18 protein-coding genes are annotated in these 23,990 nt (G+C 67.2%); 9 read left to right on the top strand and 9 right to left on the bottom strand.

The window, feature by feature from the left end:
* Nucleotides 1-506: 506 nt before the first annotated feature.
* Nucleotides 507-788, top strand: coding sequence for a YodC family protein (locus P2869_RS25150; RefSeq protein ID WP_017775630.1), 282 nt, complete (start codon nucleotides 507-509; stop codon nucleotides 786-788).
* A gap of 71 nt (nucleotides 789-859) precedes the next feature.
* On the opposite strand, the gene P2869_RS25145 is transcribed toward P2869_RS25150, so the two are convergent.
* The 3 genes from P2869_RS25145 to P2869_RS25135 form a co-directional block, all read right to left on the bottom strand.
* Nucleotides 860-1,363 carry a GNAT family N-acetyltransferase gene (locus P2869_RS25145; RefSeq protein WP_277598284.1) on the bottom strand — a complete coding sequence of 168 codons (504 nt, stop codon included), beginning with the start codon at nucleotides 1,361-1,363 and terminating at the stop codon, nucleotides 860-862.
* On the bottom strand, nucleotides 1,360-1,992 hold the full coding sequence (locus P2869_RS25140; RefSeq protein ID WP_277598283.1) for a LysE family translocator: 633 nt from the start codon (nucleotides 1,990-1,992) through the stop codon (nucleotides 1,360-1,362). The genes P2869_RS25145 and P2869_RS25140 overlap by 4 nt, the downstream gene beginning before the upstream one ends.
* A gap of 142 nt (nucleotides 1,993-2,134) precedes the next feature.
* Nucleotides 2,135-2,455, bottom strand: a complete 321-nt coding sequence (locus P2869_RS25135) for a superinfection immunity protein (RefSeq protein ID WP_277598282.1) — start codon at nucleotides 2,453-2,455, stop codon at nucleotides 2,135-2,137.
* Between the two features lie 190 nt (nucleotides 2,456-2,645).
* On the opposite strand from P2869_RS25135, the gene P2869_RS25130 reads away from it, so the two are divergent.
* The 4 genes from P2869_RS25130 (at nucleotide 2,646) to P2869_RS25115 (ending at nucleotide 8,234) form a co-directional block, all read left to right on the top strand.
* Nucleotides 2,646-4,103 (top strand): M20 family metallopeptidase, encoded by a 1,458-nt coding sequence (locus tag P2869_RS25130; protein WP_026121628.1) that lies wholly within the window; start codon nucleotides 2,646-2,648, stop codon nucleotides 4,101-4,103.
* Between the two features lie 87 nt (nucleotides 4,104-4,190).
* Entirely contained in the window at nucleotides 4,191-5,309 is a 1,119-nt protein-coding gene (locus tag P2869_RS25125) for a malate/lactate/ureidoglycolate dehydrogenase (protein WP_277598281.1), read from the top strand.
* A 487-nt stretch (nucleotides 5,310-5,796) separates the two neighbouring features.
* A complete protein-coding gene (locus P2869_RS25120; RefSeq protein ID WP_017775636.1) occupies nucleotides 5,797-6,675 on the top strand; it encodes a crotonase/enoyl-CoA hydratase family protein in 879 nt (292 codons plus the stop codon).
* 290 nt (nucleotides 6,676-6,965) lie between these two features.
* Complete coding sequence (locus P2869_RS25115; protein ID WP_277598280.1) at nucleotides 6,966-8,234, top strand: hypothetical protein; 1,269 nt, start codon at nucleotides 6,966-6,968, stop codon at nucleotides 8,232-8,234.
* 102 nt (nucleotides 8,235-8,336) lie between these two features.
* Here the strand turns inward: P2869_RS25115 and pdeR are convergent, their stop codons facing one another.
* Nucleotides 8,337-10,340, bottom strand: coding sequence for a cyclic di-GMP phosphodiesterase (gene pdeR, locus P2869_RS25110; protein ID WP_017775639.1), 2,004 nt, complete (start codon nucleotides 10,338-10,340; stop codon nucleotides 8,337-8,339).
* 679 nt (nucleotides 10,341-11,019) lie between these two features.
* On the opposite strand from pdeR, the gene treA reads away from it, so the two are divergent.
* Together treA and P2869_RS25100 are read left to right on the top strand one after the other, a co-directional pair.
* Complete coding sequence (treA, locus tag P2869_RS25105; RefSeq protein WP_277598279.1) at nucleotides 11,020-12,618, top strand: alpha,alpha-trehalase TreA; 1,599 nt, start codon at nucleotides 11,020-11,022, stop codon at nucleotides 12,616-12,618.
* A 53-nt stretch (nucleotides 12,619-12,671) separates the two neighbouring features.
* Nucleotides 12,672-13,607 carry a hypothetical protein gene (locus P2869_RS25100; protein WP_277598278.1) on the top strand — a complete coding sequence of 312 codons (936 nt, stop codon included), beginning with the start codon at nucleotides 12,672-12,674 and terminating at the stop codon, nucleotides 13,605-13,607.
* Between the two features lie 63 nt (nucleotides 13,608-13,670).
* Here the strand turns inward: P2869_RS25100 and P2869_RS25095 are convergent, their stop codons facing one another.
* Both P2869_RS25095 and P2869_RS25090 read right to left on the bottom strand, forming a co-directional pair.
* Nucleotides 13,671-14,054, bottom strand: coding sequence for a hypothetical protein (locus tag P2869_RS25095; RefSeq protein ID WP_277598277.1), 384 nt, complete (start codon nucleotides 14,052-14,054; stop codon nucleotides 13,671-13,673).
* Between the two features lie 144 nt (nucleotides 14,055-14,198).
* Complete coding sequence (locus P2869_RS25090; RefSeq protein ID WP_277598276.1) at nucleotides 14,199-17,630, bottom strand: autotransporter; 3,432 nt, start codon at nucleotides 17,628-17,630, stop codon at nucleotides 14,199-14,201.
* 276 nt (nucleotides 17,631-17,906) lie between these two features.
* Between P2869_RS25090 and P2869_RS25085 the strand changes: the two genes are divergently transcribed.
* Nucleotides 17,907-18,347: a cupin domain-containing protein gene (locus P2869_RS25085; RefSeq protein WP_277598275.1), complete on the top strand. Its 441-nt coding sequence runs from the start codon at nucleotides 17,907-17,909 to the stop codon at nucleotides 18,345-18,347.
* Between the two features lie 114 nt (nucleotides 18,348-18,461).
* Here P2869_RS25085 and phaZ read toward each other — a convergent pair whose 3' ends face one another.
* Nucleotides 18,462-19,814, bottom strand: a complete 1,353-nt coding sequence (gene phaZ, locus P2869_RS25080; protein ID WP_277598274.1) for a polyhydroxyalkanoate depolymerase — start codon at nucleotides 19,812-19,814, stop codon at nucleotides 18,462-18,464.
* 337 nt (nucleotides 19,815-20,151) lie between these two features.
* On the opposite strand from phaZ, the gene P2869_RS25075 reads away from it, so the two are divergent.
* Complete coding sequence (locus P2869_RS25075; protein ID WP_017775645.1) at nucleotides 20,152-20,814, top strand: glutathione S-transferase; 663 nt, start codon at nucleotides 20,152-20,154, stop codon at nucleotides 20,812-20,814.
* Between the two features lie 20 nt (nucleotides 20,815-20,834).
* Here the strand turns inward: P2869_RS25075 and P2869_RS25070 are convergent, their stop codons facing one another.
* Together P2869_RS25070 and P2869_RS25065 are read right to left on the bottom strand one after the other, a co-directional pair.
* Nucleotides 20,835-23,009, bottom strand: coding sequence for a winged helix-turn-helix domain-containing protein (locus P2869_RS25070; protein ID WP_277598273.1), 2,175 nt, complete (start codon nucleotides 23,007-23,009; stop codon nucleotides 20,835-20,837).
* A gap of 273 nt (nucleotides 23,010-23,282) precedes the next feature.
* A complete protein-coding gene (locus tag P2869_RS25065; RefSeq protein WP_277598272.1) occupies nucleotides 23,283-23,900 on the bottom strand; it encodes a GNAT family N-acetyltransferase in 618 nt (205 codons plus the stop codon).
* Nucleotides 23,901-23,990: the final 90 nt, after the last annotated feature.

Genomic DNA, 23,990 nt, shown 5'->3' with positions numbered 1-23,990 from the left:
CTGCTCACCGGTGAACCGCTCTTTTACAGATAAATGCATAACGATTAAAGAAATGCTGGAAAAACGTTTTCGATATGCGTGAGATATTGTGCAGTGCGCCGTAAATGCCATTGCCTGACAAAATCGCCATCATGAAAACAGTATGATTATTTGTTGATTAATACCGGGTGCGCAGCGAGCGTGCGCATTTCGGCATGTTTTACGGACGTTCGTTCGAGAATACGTAAGACCTGCCGCCGCAAGGCCCGCTGCGGCGCCATGTCGCGCGGGGCGGCGCGCGGCTTGGCGCGTTTTTGCCCGCACCCAGGATTTCCCCAGGTATATTCATCTGCCTGTAAATCGAATTTATAAAAATCGCTTGCAGACGGTTATTGGCATTGTTAATCTTGGCTGGCCTTTTAACGCTTCGTGCCGGTCGGCGCGAAGAAAAGCGAAAAAGGCGCAAGGCAATTCGCCGTGCCACCCCGCCACGGGCTTCAAGTCACGGTTTTCCATTGGGGATCCTCATGTCCAGCGCAACCCTGATCGACATGCAGCAGGAGCAGAACATCGGCATCGGCGACGTGGTCGCGCTCAGATCGGGCGGGCCGCGCATGACGGTGACCTACGTGGGACCGGTGGGGTTCGCGAACGGGGACTGGCTCGTGTGCCAATGGTTCGACGAGCAGGGCGAGCTGCGGCAGGACATGTTTGCGCAGGACCGTGTGCGGCTCGAGCCGCGGTCCATTCCGCCCGGCTCGGTGCAGATGCATCAGTATTTCGGCATCGCAACCGTCGGGCGCATGTGACCTAGGTGGCGAGGCAGCGCGGCGCCCGACGAACCGTCGCGCGCTGTCTTGCGCTGTCTCGTGCCAACGCCTCAGCCGTCGCGCCCGGCCTGGACTGCCTTCGCCATTTCAGTGGTCTGCGACCAACCCAGCCGTTCATACAGTGGCCGCCCCATGTCGGTAGCGTGCAGCACCGCATAGTGAAGACCGCGCGCGCTGAAGGCGTTGTCGGCCCACTTCATCAACGCGTGCGCCAGTCCGCGCTGCCGGTACGCCGGTTCCACATAGACGTTCAGCACGTAGCCGCGCCGGTCCTGGTCCGGATGCAGCGGGTGGGGCGGCCACGCTATTTCCATCAAGCCGATCCCGGCAACGGGCCGCTCGCCGTCCATCGCCACGAACCCGAAGTACGAACCGTCGTTGAGACGCGGGGCGAGCCACGCGCGAAACGCCGGCGTCATGCGCGCGAGGTCCTCGGGTTCTTTGCCCGCCTCGAGGAACATCGCGTGCCGGTGATGGCACACGAGGTCGAGGTCGTCCGGTGTGAGCGGGCGGATGGGCAACGCAGCCGCGTCTACAGCCGCGTCCCGCGTCATTTCTGCGCTTCCGTTGCCATACGGGCGGCGAGGCCGATCAACACCGTGCCCATCAGCCAGCGCTGAAGCGCGAGCCACGCCGGCCGGCCGGCCAGGAACGCGGCGATCGAACCGGCCGTCATGGCCACGATTCCGTTCACTGAAATGCTGAGCGCAATCTGCACGACGCCAAGTGCGAGCGACTGCTCGAGCACGCTGCCGTGCTGCGGATCAATGAACTGCGGCAGCAGCGAGAGATAGAGCACCGCGATTTTCGGGTTCAGCAGGTTGGTGACGAAGCCCATCGCGAAGAGCTTGCGCGGGCTGTCCGCGGGCAGATCGCGCACCTGAAACGGCGAGCGGCCGCCCGGACGCAAGGCCTGCCACGCAAGCCACAGCAGATACAGCGCGCCGCCGAAGCGCAGCGCGTCGTAGGCGAACGGCACGGCGAGCAGCAGCGCGGTGATGCCGAACGCGGCGCACAACATATAGAACACAAAGCCGAGCGCCACGCCGCCGAGCGAAATCAGCCCTGCCGTGCGCCCCTGGCAGATGGAGCGCGAGATCAGGTAGACCATGTTGGGTCCGGGCGTGAGCGCCATGCCGAGGGCGACGGCGGCGAAAGCGAGCAGGTGGGTGGTTTGCGGCACTGCGGGCTCCTGTCGGGTGAGGTGGTGAGGGGCGGATTCCGCGGAAGGCGCCCGCACTTCATCACGGGCGGACGTGAGATGCATTCGGGTGCTGATTATTTCATGCACCCGAGAAGCGCGCTCGGCATGCACCGGCCATTCGCTATTTCTGCGCCCGGTCGCGTGCAGCGGTGCGCCTCACACGTGTACTGACCCGCTCGGCGAGTGCACGCGAAAACTGCCCCATGCTGAGCAGACGCCGTTTCTCCGTTACGTCCACAGCGACATTTTCCGGCGGGTTCGGCTGCAGCGACCAGTAGAGCGCGAGCAACCAGCCGAATACGGTCCAGCCCATCACAGCGTTGAAGAGGGCGATCGTGAGCACGTCGCGGCGCTTGCGCCGGTCCGCAAGAATCGACGGCAGGAAGTAGAGGGTCAGCGCGGCGAACACCTCGACCGCCTGAACGAGCAGATTGTTTCCCATAGCCCTCCCTTTGAGTGGTGCAGGGCAGTGCACCCTGAATGTGCCGATTTTCGCGTGAACGGGATGCCGGTGCCCAGTGCCGTCAGGCCCGCTTCGCCTACGCGCGCGGCTTCCCGCGTGCGCGGCGCGAACCACGCCGCCAGACGGATCGGTCTATCATGGGCGTTTTCATTTGCAGGGGCAGCCCATCATGATCTCCGACACGAAAGAAGCCCATCAGGTGAATCACGACACGCTGCGCGAATTCGTCGAGCGTAAGTGGAACGACGAGATCGTGCCGGCGCTGACCGACTACATCGCGGTGCCCGCGAAGAGTCCCGCGTTCGATGCCGACTGGGCGCGCCACGGTTACATCGAGCGCGTGGTGGCCGACGCCGCGCAGTGGGCCGAAAAGCAGCCGGTGCGCGGCCTCACGCTCGAAATCGTGCGCCTGCCGGGCCGCACGCCGGTGATCTTCTTCGAAACGCCGGCCACGCGCTCGGGCAGCACCGACACCATCGTGCTCTACGGCCACCTCGACAAGCAGCCGGAGTTTTCGGGCTGGCGCAACGACCTGGGGCCGTGGACGCCCAAGCTCGAAGACGGCAAGCTCTACGGCCGCGGCGGCGCCGACGACGGCTACGCCATCTACGCGAGCATCACGGCGCTGGCCGCGCTCGACGCCCAGGGTATCGAACGTCCCCGCTGCGTGGGCTTGATCGAGACCTGCGAGGAGTCGGGCAGCTACGACCTGCTGCCTTATGTGGACGCGCTGCGCGAGCGGCTCGGCAACGTCGGCCTCGTGGTGTGCCTCGATTCGGGCGCGGGCAACTACGACCAGCTGTGGCTCACCACGTCGCTGCGCGGGCTCGTCGCGGGCGACCTCGAAGTGCAGGTGCTCGACGAAGGCATTCACTCGGGCGGCTATGGTGGCATCGCGCCGTCGAGCTTCCGCGTCATGCGGCAGCTCTTCGAACGGCTCGAAGACGCGGCCACGGGCAACCTGCTGCCCGAAGGCTTTCACTGCCCGATTCCGCCGCAGCGGCTGCACGAGGCCGAGGCCACCGCGAAGATTCTCGGCGACAGCGTCTGGAAGAGCGTGCCTTGGGCGTGCGGACAGGACGGCCGGCCGGTGCTGCCCACCACCACCGATCCGCAGCAGGCGCTGCTGAACTCGACGTGGCGTCCGTCGCTTTCGGTGACCGGCGCGGCGGGCTTGCCGTCGCTTGCCGACGCGGGCAACGTGCTGCGTCCGCGCACGGCGTTCAAGCTTTCGCTGCGCCTGCCGCCACTCGTGGATGCGGCTACGGCCGTGGCGCAACTGAAGTCGCTGCTCGAACTCGATCCGCCCTACAACGCGAAGGTCACGTTCAAGCCCGACGCGGGCGCGGCTACCGGCTGGAGCGCGCCGGACCTCGCGCCGTGGCTGTCGTCTGCACTCAACGACGCCTCGCGCGAGCACTATGGTGCAGATTGCGCCTACATCGGCCAGGGCGGCACGATTCCGCTCATGAACGTGCTGAAGGCGGGCTTCCCGAACTCGCAGTTCATGGTGTGCGGCGTGCTGGGACCGAAATCGAATGCACATGGCCCGAACGAATTCCTGCATGTGCCGTACGCGAAGAAGCTCACGGCTACCGTGGCCGAAGTGATCGCGGCCGCGCCGTGACGTCTTTCCGGCGCGTCGTGCCTGCGAGGGCGCCGCGCCGGCTTCTCATCTTTCCACTGCATTTGCCACCCAGGAGCGACTCCGTCCATGAACGACGCCACCCGCACGACTGCCGCTGCCTCGCCACGCATCCTGCCCGACCGGCTGCACGCCTATGTGCGCGCCATCTGGGAGCATGCCGGGAGTGCCGCGCAGGAAGCGCGGCTGGTGGCCGACCATCTCGTGGCCGCCAATCTGGCGGGCCATGATTCGCACGGCGTGGGCATGATTCCGCGTTACGTGGCGTCGCTGCGCGAGGGCGAACTGAAGCTGAACCTGCACGCCCAGGTGGTGCGCGATGTGGGCGCGGTGCTGACCATCGACGGCGGCCGCGGCTTCGGCCAGGTGGTGGCCGCCGAGGCCATGGAGCGCGGCATCGAGCGCGCCGCGAAGCTGGGCGTCTGTGCGGTGGGGCTGCGCAACGCGCATCACATCGGGCGTATCGGGCATTGGGCGGAGCAGTGCGCCCAGGCCGGGCTCGTCTCGTTCCACTTCGCCAATGTGGCGGGCGACCCGCTCGTCGCGCCGTTCGGCGGCATCGACCGGCGCATCGGCACGAATCCGTTTTGCGCCGCCTTTCCGCGCACGGGCAAGCCGCCGCTCGTGCTCGATTTCGCGACGAGCGCAATTGCCTACGGCAAGACGCGCGTGGCCTACAACCAGGGCAAGCGCGTGCCGGGCGGTGCGCTGATCGATCACGCGGGGCGGCCCACCGTCGAACCGAAGGTGATGCACGAGGCGCCGTTCGGCGCGCTCATGCCGACGGGGGGAGAAGCCAGCGGCCACAAGGGCTACGGGCTCGCGGCGATGTGCGAGATTTTCGGCGGGGCGCTTTCGGGCGGCTACACCACGCATGCCGACACGCTGGAAAAAACGAGCGCGATCGTGAACTGCATGCTGTCGGTGATCGTGGACCCGAACGCGTTCGATGCTGGCAATGCCGAAGCCGAAGCCGAGGCGTTCATCGAGTGGGTCAAGGCGTCGCCGCGCGCCGAGGGCGTGGAGCGCATCTACGCGCCGGGCGAGCCGGAGCGCGAGATGCGCGCGCAACGCGAAGCGCACGGCGTGCCCGTGGATCCCGCGACGTGGCAGCAGATCCACGACGCTGCGGTAGCGGCCGGCATGCCCGCCGACGAGGCACGCCGCTGGGCGGCCGGCATGGATTGAATACGCGGCGGCGCAACGGCCTGCCGACGCGGGGCAAGGTGAGGGCGCCGGCTTCCTGTGCTGCCGCATCACGATCCTTGCTCTTCGTGCAAGCAGGCCCCGCGCAATTCGCGGGCGCAGCGAAATTCGATATGCGGCAAGCATAAATCCCGTTCTCTTTCAATGAGCTTTACGGCGGAAAAGGCGCGCAAAAAATAATTAAAGCCCTTTCGCCCGCTTACCAATATCTCTCTATTGCGTTTCATACGATCGCATCGCTTTTTGCGCGTGAGATGAACCTCCGTGCAAGGCGGCCGATCGCCCGCCTCCCGGCACCAGGAAAGGCGCGCCGTACAACAGGGGCCGCCCTGGCTTTTGTGCGCCAGCGCTCATGACCGATCAGGGTTTCTACTCGATTATGTGACGTAACCATCCTCTTCGAATGGATGCCTGTTTTAGGCTCGTATTGCTTTACCCCCATGAAATCACCTAAACAGGACCGATCAAAATGAGCCTCCAAAATCACCACGCTTGCCGCCCGTTCGTCGATGCCGGCCATCTTTCCCAGCTCTGTGCCTACTACGAAGAAGGGCGCAACGTCATGTGGATGATGCTGCGTTCGCAGCCTCGTCCGTGCTTCAACCTCGAACTCGTTCACGACATCCTGGCGCTCGCCCGCGCCGCCCGGCAGTCCGGACTCCCCATCGATTTCTGGGTGACGGGCTCGCTCGTACCGTCCATGTTCAACGTGGGCGGCGACCTCGATTTCTTCTCCGAGGCCATTCGCGCGGGCAGACGCGAGGAGATGATGGCCTACGCGCGCGCCTGCGTGGACTGCGTGCACGCGGCCTCGCGCGGGTTCGACACGGGCGCGGTATCGATCGCGATGGTGGAAGGCACGGCGCTGGGCGGCGGCTTCGAAGCCGCGCTCGCGCATCATTTCTTGCTCGCGCAGAACGACGCGCGGCTCGGCTTTCCCGAGATCGCCTTCAACCTGTTCCCGGGCATGGGCGGCTATTCGCTCGTGGCGCGGCGCGCCGGCATGCGGCTCGCCGAAGAGCTGATCGGCGGCGGCGAATCGCACACGGCCGAATGGTATGCGTCGCGCGGCCTCGTGGATCAGCTGTTCGAACCGGGCGAGGCGTACACGGCGACGCGCACCTTCATCGATACGCTGCGGCCCAAGCTGAACGGCATTCGCGCGATGATCCGCGCGCGCCAGCGCGTGCTGCAGCTTTCGCGCGCGGAGCTGATGGAGATCACCGAAGACTGGGTGGACGCCGCGTTTTCGATCGAGGAAAAGGACCTCGCGTTCATGGAACGGCTCGTCACGCTGCAGAACCGGCGCACGTCCGCGACGCGGATGCAGATGGCGCAAGCGGTCTGAGCGGCGTTCTTCCTGTTTCGTGTTTATTTCGTGTTCGTTTCGCGTTTGCCTTGGACAAGCGGCTTTGCGGGCGGCGTTACGTGACGCCGCCCGTAACAGCCGCGATGTTCTGCGCCACATGGCGCGCGCGTGGTGACCGCTGACCGCGCGCCATGGCCGCGACTGGCGGCCTCGCGCCTTGATCCCGCAAGCCCGTTGCCCCGCCGACGTGCTCACCGATTGATATGGCACGCATTCTGCTGAGAGACGCCGCCTTCTCAACCGCAGTACTCACTCGAAAGGTCGGCGACATGAAAAAGAGCTTCACGCTTGCGGCTGCCGCGCTTGGCGCAATGGCGGCTTTTGCAATGGCACAAAGCAGTGTGGCGATAGCGGAGACAACGACAGCAGGCTTGCCGGTAGGGGCAATCAGCGGCAACGGTGGTGCCGCCAGCGATGGCAATAACGTGACGGTCGGCGGCGCGGGCAGCGCGAGCATCGGCTCGGGCGGCGGCACCGTGAGCGCGAGCCTCACGCTGCCCGGCGGAAGCGATCCGCTTGCGCCTGTGACGGGGGCGTTGGGTTCGTTGCCGAATGCAGCGAGTGGCGGCAATCCGCTGGCGCCGATTACGAGCGTGTTGGGCTCGTTGCCGAATCCCACGAGCGGCGGTAACCCGCTCGCGCCGATTACGAGCGTGTTGGGTTCGTTGCCGAACCCAGCGAGTGGCGGCAATCCGCTGGCGCCGATCACGAACGTGTTGGGTTCATTGCCGAACCCAGCGAGTGGCGGCAATCCGCTGGCGCCCATCACGAATGTCCTCGGCTCACTGCCGAATCCCACGAGCGCCGGCAACCCGCTGGCACCGATCACGAACGTGCTGGGCTCGTTGCCGAACCCCGCAAGCGGTGGCAACCCGCTGGCGCCCATCACGAATGTCCTCGGCTCACTGCCGAATCCCACGAGTGGCGGCAATCCGCTGGCGCCGATCACGAACGTGCTCGGCTCGTTGCCGAACCCAGCGAGCGGCGGCAACCCGCTCGCCCCCCTCACCAACGCCCTCGGCGGCGTCACCAACGGCGGCAGCCCGATCGCGCCGATCACGAGCATTCTCAGCTCGCTGCCGAACCCGGCGAGCGGCGGCAATCCGCTCGCGCCTCTCACGACCGCGCTCGGCGCCCTGACGACCGCCGTGCCCGCGCCGGGCAGCGGCGGCGCGTCCATCGCGCCGCTCGCCACGGCGCTCAACACGGTGGCGGGTTCGAGCGCCAACGCGGCCGTTGCCGGGGCGGGTGCGCTCGGCGCGGGCTTCGGAGCAGGGGGAAGCGCACTCGGCGGCGCGATTGCCGCGACGGGCAACGCCATCGGCGTGGGCGCGAACGCGACAGGTGCTGCGGTGGCGTCCGGCGCCAATGCGCTCGGGGCGTCGGCGGGACCGTCCACGGCGAGTCTGCTTGCACCGGTCACGGGGCTCGTGGCCTCCGTGACCAACACGGCGTCTCATACGGGCGGGGGCACCGTGAGTCCGCTCAGCCCCGCGACGAGCCTGCTCAGTTCGCTCAACGGAGCTTTGCCGAAGTGATGAAGTAACCGCACCCTCGGGTGCGGACACGCACGCCGGGCACATCCGTGTCCGGCGTTTCGCTTTTCCGGACGCTGTCGCCGAGAGTCGTCCCGTACCGCGTCAGGCGATCAACCTCGGCCGCTGCCTTTCCCGCAGCCACGCCTCGAAATCCGCGGCCGGCATGGCGTGCGCGTAGAGATAGCCCTGCACGTAGTCGACACCCAGGTCCTGCATGAACCGCTCTTCCGCCACGGTCTCGATGCCCTCGGCCACGACCTTGAGGTTCAGTTCCTGTGCGACGGCCACCATGGACCGAACCAGTGCCTGCGATTTCGGCTTCTCATGAATCGCATGCACGAAACTGCGGTCGAGCTTGATGACGTCGAGCGGAATGCGGCCGAGCTGCGAAAGCGACGAGTAGCCGGTACCGAAGTCATCGAGGTGCACTTGTGCACCCAACTGCCGGAATTGCTGGATGCGTTCCAGTGCAGCCGCTTCATCTTCGATCAGGCAGCTTTCCGTCAACTCGATGTCAATGAGGCACGGGTCGAGCTTCGCCTGCTCAAGCGCCTCGCGGAAGTGCCGCACCACGTCGGTATCGGCAAGCTGCCGCGGCGACACGTTGATGGCCACGCGAAGGTTCAGGCCGCGCTCCTTCCAGATCGCGGCCTGGTCCGCGGCCGTGCGCATGACCCACTGACCCAGCGCGCCGATCAGACCGGACTCCTCGGCATAACGGATGAACTCGCCCGGCATGATCTGGCCGCGCTCGGGTGAATTCCAGCGCACGAGCGCTTCCACGCTCTGCACGGTGCCGCTCGCGAGGGTGATCTTCGGCTGATAGCAGAGCGTGAGCTGCCCTTCGTCGAGTCCGCGTCGCAGGTTGGTATCGAGCCACATGTACTCGGCAACCTTGCGGTTCATCTCGGGCGAAAACACGCGCCAGGTGCGTTTGCCTTCATCTTTTGCCACGTACATGGCCGTGTCGGCGCAGCGCACCATCGTTTCCAGCGTGCCCGCGTGATCGGGGCACAGGGCAATGCCGATCGAACAGCCCGTGTAGACCTCGACGAGCCCCAGGCTGAACGGCACCCGCAGACGCTCCAGGATGCGCTGCGCCGTGGCCTCGAGCGCGGCCCGGGTCGTGGGCGCCGCCAGCACGATGAATTCGTCGCCGCCCAGCCGGGCGAGGGTATCGCCCGGATCGAGGCAGGCGCGTATCGCGTCGGACACGTCTTTCAACAGCCTGTCGCCGAACAGGTGGCCGTAGTGGTCGTTGACCCGCTTGAAGTTGTCGAGGTCGAGAAACAGAATGCCGACGGCCTCGTCCGCGGACCGGTCGGCAATCGCCGCGCGAATCTTGTCGTGAATCGCGTTGCGGTTCGGCAGGCCCGTGAGCGAATCGGTGTTGGCGAGTTCGGTGAGCCGCGTCTGCGCACGACGCTCTTCGGTAATGTCCGTGCCGGAGCAGATCAGGTATTGCTCGTTCACACCGCTGCCGCTTTGCACGAACTTGTTGCGAAAGAGGAAGAGCCGGTCGCCATGAACGGTCTTCACCCACCGTTCCACTTCATACGAGACGCCGCGATTGAAAAAGCCCGAAATGTTCTGGCTCGACGCCGCGCCCGCTTCCTCGGACATGAACAGCGCCCACACGTTGCGGCCCACCACGTCCTCTTCCTTCATGCCGGTGAGTTCTTCGGCAAGGCGGTTGAAGCGCTGGATGCGCCCCGCGCGGTCGACGATCACGACCACCGAATTCACCTCGGAGACCACTTGCTCCGCAAACGAGAGCCCGTGCACGAGGTCGCGCGCCACGGACTCGGTATCCGCCCATTCCGACGCGGTGCCGGCCCACGCGTTCGGGCCCAGCTTGCGGCCCACCAGATGCAGCCGCACGGGCTCGCCGAAGAGGCGCAGCTCGAGTGTGAGGTGAGAGGTGACGCCGGTGAGCTGGCGGATCTGCGCCGCCTGATGCCCCGAGAGCGCAATGGCGACGTCGGCGGGCCCAGGCCCGGTTTCAGGCGTGAGCTCCAGCGCGTTGCTGTCGCCCGAGAGCCGCCAGCAAGGGCTCGTCGTGCCGAAGCGGGCATACAGCAATGAGTCGGATTGGTCGTCGTTCATAAGTCCCTGTCGCGGAAATCCAGATGACCTGCGTCGAAACAGCGTTGAAGTGCGAGTTGCGGTGCGGGTGCGCGGATAACGCCGAGCTTGCGTCGACTGCTTCGATTGTAGCGAAGCGCGCGCTTGTTATGGCCCCGCCGTGGTATCGGCATCCATTTCGCATGCCTGAAGGGCGCTGGGCCCTTATTTCATGCGGTTTTCTTGCCATAAGCAATACGCGAACCGCGATCTTCGCGACACGCGAAGATCGCGGCACGGGGATAACGCAAGTCACAGGAGCGATTTTTGCGGCTGCCTCTTGCTTCTTTTCGCTTCCTCACCCCGCCAATACGACTTGCTTCGCATGGCTGCACATCGTTTCGGACCATCGCGCCGCGGGCGATTGCGGCCCGCGGCGCCCCCGTGCGATGCTCGCGAGGCGAAAAAGCGCGCTATTCGCATAACGCCCAATATCGCAAACAAATAACGCCCACGGAACAACCGAAAGAGCGCGCGACGGAGACCGGTCCGGTTGTCTACCCAGCAAGGAGGAGACATGAGCACACCGTCGCACGTCCGTTCCCCGTCGGGCATCGCCACTACTGAAGCAGAAAGCCGCGATGCCGCGCGCGCGCCTGCGCACAGAAGCGCCGCCGCACGTGGAGCGATGGCACGATCGTTCGTTATGCAATGCATTTCGATGCACGCCGCGCCTCGCGCCCTGGCGGCCGCCGGCCTGCTTGCGTTTGCGACGGCAGCAGGCGTCGCCTTTGCCGACACCCAGGTGGGCCAGCCGCTGCCCCCGCCGCCGGATCAGCTCTATGGCGACCTCTTCGTCGCGGTGCAGACGGCGCAGATCTACCCCGACCAGAAGACTTTCGTCGATGCCACGCCGAACGCCGCGCCGGCCGCCATCGTGCAGGCCTACGAGCAGCAGAAGAACCAGCCGGGCTTTTCGCTCGCGGCTTTCGTGAACCAGTACTTCACGCCGCCCAGCGAGCCCGTGATTACGCCGCCCGCGAACCAGACGCTGCGCGAACACATCGACTGGCTGTGGCCGGCGCTCACGCGCACCACCACCAGCGCGCCGCCGTACAGCTCGCTGATTCCGATGCCGAAGCCGTACGTGGTGCCGGGCGGCCGCTTTCGCGAGGGCTACTACTGGGACACCTATTTCACGATGCTGGGGCTCCAGGAGTCGGGCCATGAGGATCTGGTCGACAACATGCTCGACAACTTCGCCTACATGATCGACACCTTCGGCCACATTCCGAACGGCAATCGCACCTACTACCTGGACCGCTCGCAGCCGCCGTTCTTCTCGTACATGGTGGAACTCGCGGCGAACCAGGAGGGCGGCAAGGTCTACCAGAAGTACCTGCCGCAACTGCGCAAGGAGTACGCGTACTGGATGCAGGGCGAGACCGGCACGGCGCCCGGCACAGCCACGCGCAACGTGGTGGTGATGCCCGACCACACCGTGCTCAACCGCTACTGGGACGAACTGGATACGCCGCGCGACGAGTCGTATCTGGAAGACGTGCAGACCGCGCAGCAGGCAACGGGCCGCCCCGCGAGCGACGTCTACCGCAATCTGCGCGCCACGGCCGAGAGCGGCTGGGACTTCAGCTCGCGCTGGTTCGGCGACAACCAGACGCTCGCCACGGTCCGCACCACATCGATCGTGCCTGTGGACCTGAACAGCCTGATGTTCCATCTTGAACTCACGATTGCGCGTGGCTGCGGCGAGTCGCTCGATTTCCGATGCGTAGGCGAGTTTGTGGGACGCGCGGCGAAGCGGGCCATCGGTATCAACCATTATCTCTGGAATCCGAAAGGTTACTACGGCGATTACGATTGGCAGCTCGGCAAGCCGCGCGACAACCAGACGGCGGCGATGCTGTATCCGCTTTTCGCAGGCGCCGCGTGGCCGGACCGCGCGCAGAAGACCATTCAGGCGGCGCGCAATGTGCTCGTGCAACCGGGCGGACTCGCGACGACGACCTGGAACACCGGCCAGCAATGGGACGCGCCGAATGGCTGGGCGCCGCTGCAATGGATCGCGATTCAGGGCATGAAGCGCTATGGCGCATCGGATACCGCACAGCAGATCGGTCTGCGGTTTCTCTCCGATGTGAAGGGCGTGTACGCGTCCCAGCAGAAGCTCGTGGAGAAGTATGTGGTGGAAGGCGCGGGCACGGGCGGTGGAGGCGGCGGCGAGTATCCGCTGCAGGACGGCTTTGGCTGGACCAACGGCGTGACGTTGAAACTGCTCGACCTGTACGCGCCGGGGCAATGACAGGGTGACTTCGTGACTTCGAAAAGCGCAGGCGGAAAGGAGGAAAAGGCCTCATGACGATCGATCGCATGGGCAGCGTACCGCGCGGCCCGATCACGACGGGCGGCACGGACGAAACCGCGCAGGCGCAACCGGCGACACCGCGCACCGCGCCACCGCCGTCTACGGGGGCGGCGCGGCACGCGGTACTGGGTGCGTTGACGGGCGACTCGCCGCGCGGTGGAGCGGCGCCCAACAGCGGGCCGCGCGCCGGTGCAGCGCCCAACACCGGGCCGGCTGGCGCCGCGCCTCACCCGGACGGCGCTTCCCGTGTCGGTGGCGTCGGTGGCATCGGCGGAAATCGCGCAGCCGGCGGCATCCGGCGCGCGGACGAAAAGCTGCGCACGCTCTTTCGTGCCACGAAGCGCGCGGGCGAGGCGGGCATCGGCAAAGCCCGCGAGCAGGCGAGCGCGCTGAAGACGCGCTTCTTCAGCTTCGCGCGTCCGCTGCGTACGCGCGTATCGACGGGCTGGCCGCCGCAGGGCGGCTACGGCACGCCGTACGCGTCGTTCGTGCGGCCTGCGCCGTGGTCCGTGCGCTACGGCTCGCCCTACGGTTCCTCGTATGGATCCTCGTATGGAACCTCATACGGCGCCTCTTTTGCGACGATGACCGGCACCCGCCTGATGTCGGACGCGATGTTTGCGCTGGCGGCCGGCGGTGTTGGAGCGCTCGGTGCGGGCGGGCTCGGGATGGGCTCGTCGTTCGGCATGGGGATGCTGGGCTTCGGACTCGCGCCGCTCGTCACGGCCGGCGTGTCGTCGCTGCTGGCGGGCGCCATTGGCTACGCCGTGTCGCGCCGTCAACGCTTCGCACAGCCCGGCTACGGCTGCATGTACAACGCGCACGGGTTTCCTGCGCAGGGGCCGTATGGCCCCGACCTGAACAGCATGTGGCAGCAACCGATGCAGCGGCCCATGCCGAGAGTCGTGCAGGGCACCGTGGTGTGACTGCCGAGGCCGCGGGCTGATTGATGTGTGCGGCAATGAGCCTGCACATCCACCCGCGCCCGTCTATTTGGCCGGCGCGTGCTGCTTCGCGATCTGCTGGCGACACCAGTCGAGATACCTGGGGTACATCTGCGTCGCGGGCACGTTTGCATACTTGCCGTATAGCGCCTCGACGAGTTGAGGCAACTCCGTCAACGCGAGCATGCGCGAGTCGTAGGGCATCTGCTGTGCTGCGAGGTGGATGCGTTGCAGTTCGTCCTCCTTCGATATGCCCGAGTCGCGCGCCTGCGCGATCGCCTGGGCGGAACGGGCCTGGCCTTTGCAGATGCCGTCGGCGTAATCGTCCGCATGCGCGGCGCCCGCGCACGTGACGGCGAGCGCCGCAGCGCAGGCGATGCGCAGCGCGAAGCGAGCGGGGTTCGGCAACGGGCTGAGGCGTGATTTCATCGGGCCGGGGTGATGATCGAAAGAGCGGTCTGGACCGTCGATGATAGGTAGGCCGCACCCCTCATGCAAACCGCGCGCTTCGCTTCGTGCGCGCCGCGTTCGCTCACCCGGAACCCGTTCACGCCGGCAAGGCGCTCACCCTCGCTACGCGCCCAGCTGCGGTGGCTGCCGCCGGTCCAATGCTTCGAGCACGTCGAACGAAACATTCTCGGTCACGATCTCGCGGTCGCCCGTCGCACTCGTGCGGGTATGCAATTGCGCGAGCACGTTGAGTCCCACGCTGCGCGTGTCCGTGCTGCGTTCTTTCACCTTGAGTTCGATCGGCATCCACGAATCGGGGTCGCCCAGAATCTCGGCGTTGCGTGCTTCCACCTGCTCGCGCAGTCGTTCGTCGCCGCCCGACTGCGCGAGCGCCGCCGTGTTCGCATCGATGCGCAAGGCCGCGCCCTCGCGCAGACGAAAGCGGTGCATGTACGTGAGGTTGGGGCGCTGGTTCTTGCGCACGTCGGCGAGATGCTGGTCGATGCGCTTGCCGGCCGCCACGCGAGGGTCGTCGAGCGGGCCGCTGGAAGACGCGGTGCCCGCCTTGTTGCGTTGCGCCACCTCTTGCGCGGCGAACAGGTCGATCAATTCGGGCCGCCCTGCGTCAAGCGCTTCGGTGTAGTGCTTCGCGTCGAGGTATTCGACGTCGAGCATGCACGCGCGGTGGTTCAGCTTGCCGTCTTCGCGCACGAGTTGCAGCTTCGCGGAGCGGTTCTTGTCGCCGAGCGTCATCGTGCCCATGGGCGCGTCGAGCGAGAACATGCCGATGCTCGAATGGCTGTTCGGATCGAGCGGATGCGAAAAGCTCGGCTTGAAGCCGCCACGCAGCTGCCAGCGCGAGCCGAGTCCCACGCGGTGCTGTTCCACCTGCATGCGTCCCGTGCGTTCCACCGAATCGACGGACTGCTTCGAGTGTTCCCAACCTGCGCCCAGGGTCGGCCCCACGCTCACCGAAAGCTGCTTCGCGTGCTTGCCCGTGACGGGGTCGGTCTCGGTATCGGCGCCAAGGCTCGCGGCCTTGAACATGGCCGTGGCATCCACCGTCACGCCGCGGCGCGTGGTTTTCTGCTGGCCGTCGGTCCAGCTCACGGAGACGTCGGGGTCGTCGAAATACTGTTGCGCGAGGCGGTTCCACACGCCGTTCGAGCCGTCGTTGTGTTCGAGGGTGGCTTCGTGGAACACGTGATCGACGATCGTGCCGAGCTTGGCGCGCATCGCGTCGTCGTCGTAGCCCGAGCCGTCGGGCTTCACGCGGCGCGCCACGCGCAGCGACACGCCGCGCGGCTCCTGCAGGTCCTGCGAATGGAGGATGGCGCTTGCCACCACGCCCGCGCGCAGCGACGTCACGCCCACGTCAAAGTCGTAGCCCACCAGCACGCCCGCGCCGTAATGCTGCTGCCGGCTGTGCGCGGTGCCGACGAACATCTCCACGCCGTGCGTCGCGCGGCTCACTTCCACCACGGCCTCGCGCGTACGCGAGGCGCGCACGTCGATGCGCGGCGAGACCGGAATGCCGTGGCCGTGCGTGAACGCGTGCACGGTTGCATTGAGGCCGCGCGTGCTCACGCCCTGGCGCCCGCCGTCCGTGAGCCGCAGTTTCGCGCCCGACTGCAGGTTCGCCACCACGTCTTTGAGCGTGTCGTGCACGTCGTCCACGGTGTTCGCGGGGCGCTTGTCCTGAGCGGGATCGGCGAGCGCGCGCAGCGTATCCACCTCGTTCCAGAAGTCCGATTCGGCACCTACGTGGGCCACCTTGCCCCACACGGCGAGCCGTTCGATGTCGAAGCGTTGCTTCGCGATCTTGCTGAACGGCTTCGTTTTCGCGAGCTGGTCGGGCGGCATCGACTGCCAGCGCGCCACGTCTGCTTTCACGCTCGCGAGTGTTTCGGCGGAGGGCACGTCCGCTTCGGTCAGGCCATCGCACATTTGCGCGGCGCGTTGGGCCACGGCGCCGAGCGCGTCCTCGTCCATGCGGCCGCGCGCAAAGCCGCCGCGTTCGAGCCACACGTCGAGCGCCGCGAGTTCCACGAGCGATTGCGCGGGCCGCGCGTGCGTGAATGCGGTGGCCGGCTGCATTGCGTCGTGCTGTGCGAGCGCCGTGCGCGCGGCGCCCATGCCCCTGGCGAGCGCGGCGCGCTCCTGCTCCACGGTCTTGCGCGGCAGGCCTTGCGTGCCGAAGGTGAGCGCGGAGAGCGGCGACGCGCGCTTCGCGGCGAACATGCGCGGCAGCAGCGTCTTCCAGCGGTTTTCGCCGACGCGGTTGATCGTCTTCGCGGAGAACTTGTTCAAACGCTCGCGGGCCTGCGAGAGATCGCTGCCGCGGCCATCCGCGGTGAAGCCCTGGCGCCACGCGAAGAACGCGCCTTTCTGGTCCGGCGTGAGCGCATCGCGGCCGTGTTCGAGATGCGTGGCCGCGGCATCGAAGGCACGCTTTGCGAGCGCGTCGGGGCCGGGCACGGAGGCATCGAGCGGACCCGTGCCTTCGGCGAGTCCAACGCTTTCGGCAACGGCGGCCGGCGACGGATCGCTGTGGCGCGGATAGCTCGTGCCGGGCGCGTGCGGGTCGAGCGCGTCCGTGGCTTGCAGCAGCACGCGCGTGGCCGTGCGCTGCGGGTCGCCGGCGAAGGGTTGGCCCACGGCGCTGCGCAATGCGTCGAGCGCGGCGAAGCCTTCGCCCGAGCGCGCGAGCGTGCGTGCGACGAGCCAGGCTTGCCGGTCCGCGGCGCTCGTCGAGCGCGCCGTGTGCGGTGCGTTGAAGTCGAGCATGCCCACGCGTTCGAGCGCGAGATGTGCGCCGTCGATGTCCGTGACGCCGGCCTGGCGCAGCGCCTGGGCCATCAGTGCGCCGCGGGTGGCGGCTTCGGCGGCGCTCGCGGGCGTGGGCGGATCGGGCTGCGGCGTGAGGGCGTAGAGCCGGCTTGCGAGGCCGGGGACGTCGAGCAGCCGGTCAGGCGGACACGCGAACTGGCCGTGCACGTAATCGAGCAGGCGCTCGCGCGTGGTGCAGGCATCGAGCGCAGGCGGCGCGGGCACACGCAGCTGGGCAGGAGCGCCTGAAGTCTGCGCGTTTGCAGAAGCAGCGGGCTTCGACACCGTGCGGCCGATGGCGCCCGTCACGAGACCGTCGGTACTCGCGAGCATCGAGCCGCCCACGCGGGCGCGCCGCGGCGGCTGGGTCGTCGCGTAGCGCTTCGTGCCCTGCACATAGTTCTCGGGCCCCGATGTCTTGCCGTGCGTGCTTTGCTGATAGATCGCCGTGCCGACGTCGAAGCGGCGCGCGCGCAACGTATCCATCTTGCGCGCCATCGTGGACTTGAGCCGGTCCAGCACACCATGCGGCACGGCGGGCTGAGGGCCTTCGAGTTGATGCGAAGGCGCGGTGCTGGGCGGTTGAGCCGGGGCATTGCCCGTTGCCGGCGTTGCACCTGCGGCGGAGGGCGATGTGGGCGATGTGGGCGAGGTGGGTGAGGACCCCGGCGCCGTTTCGACGAAGCCCGGCGTGGGCGGCAGATTGATCCGGCTGTGTTCGGGCATGGAAGCGGTGCGTCGCAGCGCAGCAAACGAAACCGGCTTGCACTATGGTCGCCGAATGTGACACGCCGCAGCATGGTGCGAAAAGGGCGCTCGCGGGGCGAAGTGCACTGTAACGGGAGGGCATGCGCGGAAGCGCGCGGCGCATGCGTGTTCACGCTTTGGGAATGCGCCCGTGGCGGCGCGGGTTTCGCGGGCACCGTGCACGACCTTCGCTTCGATTGCGCAATGGAACGGGAAATGCTTGATTCGCGCGCTCCTACCCACGGGAGCCGTGCCATGACCTCTCAGCTCACCACCCGGTTTTCGCACGTCAGGCCGCAGGAGACGCCGTTCGAAGGCGAGGGCCTGCGCGATTTCTTCCTCTATCGCGATCTCGGCATTGCGCAGGCGACCGGCGGCAAGGTGATCGCGCAACTCGTGAAGGCCAACCACGCGCCGGAGCAGGGCACGGGCTGGCATCGTCACGAAGCGGAGTTCCACATCGTCATCATGCTGAAGGGCTGGGCGCGCTTCATGTACGGCGACAAGGAAACGCTCGTGGCGGCGGGCGACTGCGTGCATCAGGCACCCGGCATCGTGCACTACCTGTTCGACTACTCCGAAGACATGGAGTACCTCGAGATCGTGAGTCCCGCAGACTTCAAATCGATCGACGTGGAAGGGCCGTGCGAGGTACCCGCGCCTACGCCGTGGGCGCGTGCCGCGGCGACGTCGTAGGGCGACGCGGTCAGCGGTGCGTGTCGGCGCGCGACGGTTAGCGCGTCACGCTTGCCTCGTTATGCGCAGGCGGCGGTGCGCTCGAATTCAGGCTCGAACTCGGGTGGACGACGCTCAGGTGGACGACGAGGCCGCCGCTTTCGCGAGCGCGGCCTTCGTAAGTGCCTGCGCCTCGATGAGCGCATGCAGGCTCACGAACTGCCCGGCGGTGCCGTCTGCACTCGAGGCGAGGCGATTCGCGCGCGGCTCGTTGTCGTGGATCGTGGCACGCACCAGCGGATAGATCTGCGTTTCCCACTTGCGTCCGTTGAACACACCGTAGTGGCCCACACCGGTCTGAACGTGATGCGTCTTCATATACGGACGCAATTGCGAGCAGAGTTCCTGCGCGGCCACCGTCTGGCCCACGGAACAGATATCGTCCTTCTCGCCTTCCACCGTGAGCAGCGCCGTGCGGCGAATCGCAGCCGGTTCCACGAGCCGCCCGCCCACCTTCAGTTCGCCGCGCGGCAACGCGTATTGCTGGAACACCGTGGCGACCGTCTCCAGATAGAACTCCGCCGTGAGGTCCGTGGTCGCGAAGTATTCGTCGTAGAACGCGCGAATCTGGTCGGCCTTCGCGGCGTCGCCTTTCGCGCGCTCGAAATACAGTTCGGAAAACGAAGTGGCGTGCCGCTCCATGTTCATCGACATGAACGCGGTGAGCTGCACGAAGCCCGGATACACGCGTCGCTGCGCGCCCGCGAAGCCCGGCGGCACCACGCCGATGAGATGCTTCTCGAACCATTCGATCGGCTTGCTGTTGGCAAGGTCGTTCACGCGCGTGGGGTTGACCCGGCAGTCGATGGGCCCGGCCATCAGCGTCATGCTGGCCGGTTGCGCGGGATCGTCGGTGGCCGCCATCAGCGAGACTGCGGCGAGCGCGGCGACGGTGGGCTGGCAGATGGCCACGAGGTGCGAGTCCGGGCCGATGCGATGAATGAACGAGACGAGATGTTCGACGTATTCGTCGAAGCCGAAACGCCCCGCGGAAAGCGGGATGTCGCGCGGGTTGTGCCAGTCCGTGATGTAGACGTCGTGGTCCGCGAGCATGGTGCGCACCGTGCCGCGCAACAGCGTGGCGAAGTGGCCCGACATGGGCGCGACGATCAGCACGCGCGGCTGCGGTGCGGCCGTTTCCTTGCGAAAGTGCAGCAGCGAGCCGAACGGCGTGCGCTTCGCCACTTCTTCCACGACGGCAACACGTTCGCCGCCCACCTCGACGGTATCGATGCCGAAGCGCGGGCGGCGATGCGTGAGACCCGCCACCTCGATCAGTTCGCATAGCGCGGTGAAGGTGCGCCCGTACGGCGTGGCCGCGAGCATCGGCCATGTGTCGCAGGCGGCGCGTGCGAACGACGCCCAGGCGCGCAGCGGCCGCGTGAGGTCGGCGATGGCTTGGTACGACGGGTAGGCAAGCAGATTCATGGCGTGTGCGCGGTGGGGCAGGCCCGTGGTGCAAAGGCAATACGTGTGCCAGTGGGCGGCAGGGGGGCAGTAGTGGGGGCGGCAGTGGGGGCTGTAGTGGGGGCGATAGTGGGCGGTGCGTGTGGGGAATCGGCACGCGCTGCGCTGGCCCGCCCCGAGGCCGCGTTTCTTCGATGCCGATTGGCATGGTGCTTGCACCACCGCGGGCATTCGTGCTCGCCGCGCAGGCGGTTCGTTTTGCGCAGCATCCTGGTGCGTATGGTGCCGTTCGAGTGCGGCCGGCACCTTGCCGGACAGCTCCCGGTGCATGCACGCACCGAACGAAACGGAGACCCCTATGGCCAAAACCGCGAAAACGACATTGACGGTCAGCAGCTACAACTACTCGTCGTGGTCGCTGCGGGGCTGGCTGCTCGCGAAGCTGTCGGGGCTCGAATTCGAGACAGTGACGGTGCCCATCGATGCCGCCGCGCGGGCCGAACTGCTGCTGCTCTCGCCATCCATTCTCGTGCCGTGCCTCGAACACGACGGCATCAAGGTATGGGACACGCTCGCCATTGGCGAGTACCTCAACGAGATTCGTCCCGACGCAGGTCTGCTGCCGCGCGAGCGCAAGGCACGCGCGCACTGCCGCTCCATCTGCGGCGAGATGCATTCGGGCTTCAGTGCACTGCGCTCCGCATTGCCGATGAATCTGCGCGGCTATTTCCCGGGCTTTCGTATCTGGTCGCGTGCGCAGGACGATATCGAACGCGTGCTCGCGATCTGGCGCGAGTGCCTGGCCGGCTACGGCGGCCCGTGGCTCTTCGGCGAGGAGATCGGCATGGCCGACGCGATGTACGCACCCGTCGTCACCCGCTTTCTGACCTACGACGTGAAGCTCGACAAGGACATTGCGGAGTACTGCATGCGCGTGCTCGCGCAACCGTTCGTGGCCGGGTGGATCGGGATCGCGAAAGCGGAGACAGAAGACATCGACGAACTCGATATGGAGTTTTAACGCAAGACCGGCGCTTTGTTCTATCGCTCCTTGCCCTGCGAAATTTCGTCATACCGCGCCTGCAGGTCCGCTGCGCGCTCGATCTCGCCCGCCTTCGCCGAGCACACGATCAGCCCGATCAGCGCGTGCTGGCGTCCGGTGTTGTCGGCGCAGGCATTGGCGAGGTCGTAGGCCTGTTGCCAGGCGGCCGCGACTTCGTCGAGCGGCGCCTGCACGAGCGGCAGCGTTCGCGCGAGGGCCGCGTACAGGCGCATCTCGTCGCGCACGCGGCGCGGCGAAGCGTCTTCGGCGCGCGCCACGGCCGCGCGAATGGTGCGCACGTATTCGTGCGTGAGGCCGAGCGCACGCCAGAGCGGCTCGGAGCCTTCCACGAGCGCGAGCACGAGATCGAAGCGGTCCGCGTGAATGGCCCAGTCGAACGCGCTGCGCAAGTCCGCAACGTCGTTGCGGTCCAGTACGGGGTGACGCGTGTCGGCCACGCGATCGCGCCGTGCCGCGAGCCGCGGCACCAGCGACTGCGCATGGGCCGCGGCGGCGCGCGAGAATTCGCCGCCTTGCCAGAGCGCGTCGAGCGCGAAGGCGCGCACGGGCGCGGGCAGGCGCAAGGTCGGGCCGGTTTCGTCGTCGATCTGCTCGACGAAGCCCGCTTCGATCAGATTGGCCACATGCGTGTCCACGTCGAAGTCGGCGCGTGTGGCGATGGGGTTGCCGAGGGAGGTGCCGAGGGGGTTGCCGATGGCGTTGCCGAGGACCACGCGGTTCGGCGCCGCGCATTCGGCCAGCAGCCGCACGGCCGAGCAGCGCGAGAACTCCCCGGGAAAAACGGCGAGGCGCATGAGGCACTGGCGCGGCGCGTCGTCCAGTTCCGCTACCGCGAGATCGAGCACGGCGGCAAGCGGCGCGGCGCGCGATACCGGCACGTAGAGCGCGCCCGCACGGTGCACCATGAGGTCGTCCAGCGCGCGGGCGAACGCGATCAGCGCGGCGTCGAGCGTGAAGCGCGTGCGCGCGCGCCGCGCGATGGCCGCGGCCGCGAGTTCCAGCGCGAGCGGCACGCCGTCGAGGCGCCTCGCGATCAGCGCGGCGGCCGCGAGCGTGTCGGCGGCGAGGCGTCCCGCGTCGAAGAGCGCGAGGGCGCTCATTGCGCTGCGGCTGCGGCGCGTGTCGGCGGGGTGCGCTGCGAAGGGCGTGCCGGGCAGCGTGGCGATTCGTGCGAACAGCAGGCGCAGGGCGTCGAACTCGGGCGCATCGACGGGCCCCACGTCGAGGCGTTCCGGCGTGCGCAGCGGGCCGAGCGGCACGACCTGCTCGCCGGCGAGAAAGAGCGGGGCAAGGCTCGTTGCAATGACGTGCACCGACGTCGCGGCCACGAGCGTATCCACGAGCCAGCCGGCTGGCTCGCTCAACTGCTCGCTGCAATCCACGATCAGCAGGAGGCGCCGCGTGGCGAGCGCCGCGACGAGCCGTTCGAATGCGGCAATGCCGGGCTCGGGCGCAATGCCGGGCTCGGGCGCAATGCCTATTGCGAGCGCCACGGTTTCGGCCAGGCCTTCGCCCTGCGCGTCGCGCGGCAACGTGACGGAGAGCACGCCGTCGGGGAAGTGCGCCCCGAGCCGGCGCGCCACCTCGCGCGCGAGCCGCGTTTTGCCGATACCGGGCGCACCCGCCAGCGTGACGATGCGCGTAGCGGGCACGAGGCCGAGCAATTCGGAGAGTTCCGCGTGGCGGCCCACGAACGGCGTGAGACGCGTGGGCACGCGCAGCGCATGCGCGGGTTCCGCCAAAGACGTTTCTTCGCCGGCGCGCAGCGGCTGCTGCGCGCCATGCGCTACCGCATCGTCTTGCGCCGCATCGGTTTCGATCGTTCGGACCGGCGCGGCGAGCCGGTAGCCGAAGCCGGGCACGGTCACGACGAGATCGCGGTCGGCACCCAGTGCGCGGCGCAGCGCGGACACCTGGGCCTGCACGGTGTTGTTGTCCACGCCTGCGCGTGCGGAATCCGAGGGCCAGCCGCGCTCGCCGAGCCGCGCAAGCGATACCGGCCGGCCCTCGGCTTCCACGAGCGCGCACAGCAGTTCGAGCGCGCGGGCGCCAATCTCGACGGGCACGCCGTCGGCGGTGAGGCGGGGAGGGTGCGGCGACAGCCGGTAACGGTTGAATGCAAAGACCGGCCCCGTAGGTCGTGGTAACGACATCGTGGCTCTCCATCGTGAAGGGCGGCCCGGGTCGTGCCGGGGCTCGCGCAGCGCGTGTGGGGTAACGCGCCGGGTTGCGCCTTTATGCGCCGGCCGCCGTCTTGAGACGTCCGGGTTCGATCAAAATGCCGCAAGCTTATTGCGTTGCAGGCGGATGGGCAAGAACGCCCACGCGGCGAGGCGCGTTGCAGCGATGCGCCGCGCATGGTGCGCATCGCTGCAACGCACCATCTCGTACGCGCCGTTTTGTCCGCTGCCCGCGCGAGGTATCGCTCAGGCCGGCTCCCAGTCGATGCTTCGCGCGAGCCAGTCCGTGGCCGCATCGGCTTGCGGCGGCGCAGCGACGGGGCGCGTCTTCGCGTAGAGGTAGCTGTCGCCGGCGGCGAGGCCGAGGTTCGGCCGGCACTCGTGATTCACAAGCCGGCCTTCGAGCGTGAAGCCGAGCCGCTCCATCCCGCTGTGTGCTTTGCCATCCACGGCGCAGTACGCGAAGATGCGCAACACGCTCGGCTGGGCAATGGTCCAGTGAAGCAGCCGGCGAAGCGCGTCGAGCGACGCGCGCCGCCGGCGTGCCGGCCCTGGCCGGCTGATCATGAAGCCCACTTCGACGCGCGGCAGCGTCGCCTGCATCTGGATCTCGCCGGCAAGCAGCCCGGTTTCCTTGTGCTCCATCACCCAGCGGAACGCGCTGCCGCTTTCCCAGTCGGCGCGCACGGCCTCGATGTAGGCGAGCGTCTCCTCGCGCGTGCGATGGCGCGGCATGCGCATGTAGCGCGTGGTTTCCTCGTCGCCGAGCATTTCTTCGAACAGCGCCTGCGCGTCGCGGCTTTCGGGCGCGCGCAGCAGCAGCGTGTCGGTCTCGAACCGTTCGGGCGGACGGAACTGCAGCATCGTGAACTCCACCGGATGGGGCAGTCGATTATGTCCCTCGCTGCGCCGCGTGCCACGCCGTGGTGCGAACGCAGGCGGCGGGGGACGAAG

The sequence above is a fragment of the Paraburkholderia sp. SUR17 genome, from assembly GCF_029536165.1.
Lineage (GTDB): Bacteria > Pseudomonadota > Gammaproteobacteria > Burkholderiales > Burkholderiaceae > Paraburkholderia > Paraburkholderia kururiensis.
The sequence above is the reverse complement of the archived record's forward strand: the minus strand, read 5'-3'. Positions and strand labels throughout refer to the sequence as shown.

Bases quoted from the DNA above. Each gene is read 5' to 3' on its own strand.
- P2869_RS25090 (WP_277598276.1), bottom strand. From the start codon at position 17,630: ATGCCCGAACACAGCCGGATCAATCTGCCGCCCACGCCGGGCTTCGTC.
- P2869_RS25085 (WP_277598275.1), top strand. From the start codon at position 17,907: ATGACCTCTCAGCTCACCACCCGGTTTTCGCACGTCAGGCCGCAGGAG.
- phaZ (WP_277598274.1), bottom strand. From the start codon at position 19,814: ATGAATCTGCTTGCCTACCCGTCGTACCAAGCCATCGCCGACCTCACG.
- P2869_RS25135 (WP_277598282.1), bottom strand. From the start codon at position 2,455: ATGGGAAACAATCTGCTCGTTCAGGCGGTCGAGGTGTTCGCCGCGCTG.
- P2869_RS25100 (WP_277598278.1), top strand. From the start codon at position 12,672: ATGACGATCGATCGCATGGGCAGCGTACCGCGCGGCCCGATCACGACG.
- P2869_RS25095 (WP_277598277.1), bottom strand. From the start codon at position 14,054: ATGAAATCACGCCTCAGCCCGTTGCCGAACCCCGCTCGCTTCGCGCTG.
- P2869_RS25125 (WP_277598281.1), top strand. From the start codon at position 4,191: ATGAACGACGCCACCCGCACGACTGCCGCTGCCTCGCCACGCATCCTG.
- P2869_RS25120 (WP_017775636.1), top strand. From the start codon at position 5,797: ATGAGCCTCCAAAATCACCACGCTTGCCGCCCGTTCGTCGATGCCGGC.
- P2869_RS25070 (WP_277598273.1), bottom strand. From the start codon at position 23,009: ATGTCGTTACCACGACCTACGGGGCCGGTCTTTGCATTCAACCGTTAC.
- P2869_RS25065 (WP_277598272.1), bottom strand. From the start codon at position 23,900: ATGCTGCAGTTCCGTCCGCCCGAACGGTTCGAGACCGACACGCTGCTG.
- P2869_RS25075 (WP_017775645.1), top strand. From the start codon at position 20,152: ATGGCCAAAACCGCGAAAACGACATTGACGGTCAGCAGCTACAACTAC.
- P2869_RS25130 (WP_026121628.1), top strand. From the start codon at position 2,646: ATGATCTCCGACACGAAAGAAGCCCATCAGGTGAATCACGACACGCTG.
- P2869_RS25150 (WP_017775630.1), top strand. From the start codon at position 507: ATGTCCAGCGCAACCCTGATCGACATGCAGCAGGAGCAGAACATCGGC.
- pdeR (WP_017775639.1), bottom strand. From the start codon at position 10,340: ATGAACGACGACCAATCCGACTCATTGCTGTATGCCCGCTTCGGCACG.
- treA (WP_277598279.1), top strand. From the start codon at position 11,020: ATGCACGCCGCGCCTCGCGCCCTGGCGGCCGCCGGCCTGCTTGCGTTT.
- P2869_RS25115 (WP_277598280.1), top strand. From the start codon at position 6,966: ATGAAAAAGAGCTTCACGCTTGCGGCTGCCGCGCTTGGCGCAATGGCG.
- P2869_RS25145 (WP_277598284.1), bottom strand. From the start codon at position 1,363: ATGACGCGGGACGCGGCTGTAGACGCGGCTGCGTTGCCCATCCGCCCG.